Origin of the sequence: Deinococcus pimensis DSM 21231 (genome assembly GCF_000519345.1) — a bacterium.
GTDB lineage: Bacteria > Deinococcota > Deinococci > Deinococcales > Deinococcaceae > Deinococcus_A > Deinococcus_A pimensis.
The window spans coordinates 847-1774 of record NZ_KI912615.1 but is presented as its reverse complement, the minus strand read 5'-3'; the positions used below and the strand labels follow the sequence as shown (position 1 = coordinate 1774).

Below are 928 nucleotides of genomic sequence, written 5' to 3'. Positions count from 1 at the left end.
GGCGACGGGCGCGGCGACCGGGGGACGCGCGGGGGCGACGGTGGTCGCCGTGGTGGGGGCGCCCTTGGCGGGCGCGGCCTCGCCGTCCACCTTGAGGACCTGACCTACCTGGACCGTGCTGGAGCTCAGGTTGTTGAGCTTCATGAGGTCCACGGGGTCCATGTTGTGCGTCCGGGCGACCTTGTAGAGCGTGTCACCCGCTTTGACGGTGTAGGTCTCGGCGAGCGCGCCGGAGACGGCACCGAACAGACCGAGAGCGAGGAGGAGGGCCCGGAACGTTTTCATTTACAAATGGAAGTTTACCCGTCGCTCATTGATTTGTCCTTAATTAATTCACAGAACCCGGAAAACTATGCGGCTATACGGCGTCTATGCGCCCTCGCATTGTCTGACCGCCCGGTCAGACATGAGCGGAGCGCGATCCACGCCACCTTCCTCCGGCCTCTGGTACACTGCCCGCAACGAACGCGTTCGGAGGTACGGATGAAGGACACACTGACGACCGAGCAGATCCTGCAGGGACTCAAGCACTACCGCCGCATCGCGCGGCAGGACATGCTGCGCGCCCCGGAAACCCCGCACCCGGACGCCTTTCTCAAGCACGCCGAGAGCCGCCGCGCCGTCTACGTCGCCCTCGCCGAGCGCGCCGAGCAGGCCAGCGCCGACGACGTCGTCGAGCATGCCCTCCACCTCTACCGGGACCTGCCCTTCGTCACCGGCACCCCCGAGTTCGAGCACCCCGAGATCAAGGGCCGCGAGAACGCCCTCGAAAACTTCTTCCTGATGGTCGGCCTCGACCCCAAGCGCCGCCGCGAGGCCCGCAGCCAGCGCCGCAAGCTCGAATCCGCCTGAGGCGCGAGGGCGCATGACCGACACCGCCCACGCCGCCCTCGCGCGGCTCGCGGACGAGGCCAGAGGCTGCACCGCC

General features: G+C 67.5%; 2 protein-coding genes. One reads left to right on the top strand and one right to left on the bottom strand.

Annotation, left to right across the window (positions count from 1 at the left end; translation table 11 throughout):
• Positions 1 to 285, bottom strand: a 285-nt coding sequence (locus DEIPI_RS0100120) for a LysM peptidoglycan-binding domain-containing protein (protein WP_027480443.1), incomplete at its 3' end; no start/stop codon positions are given.
• 198 nt (positions 286 to 483) lie between these two features.
• On the opposite strand from DEIPI_RS0100120, the gene DEIPI_RS0100115 reads away from it, so the two are divergent.
• Positions 484 to 852: a hypothetical protein gene (locus DEIPI_RS0100115; protein WP_027480442.1), complete on the top strand. Its 369-nt coding sequence runs from the start codon at positions 484 to 486 to the stop codon at positions 850 to 852.
• The last annotated feature ends 76 nt before the right edge of the window (positions 853 to 928 follow it).

Coding starts and splice junctions, on each gene's coding strand:
- DEIPI_RS0100115 (WP_027480442.1), top strand. CDS start 484: ATGAAGGACACACTGACGACCGAGCAGATCCTGCAGGGACTCAAGCAC.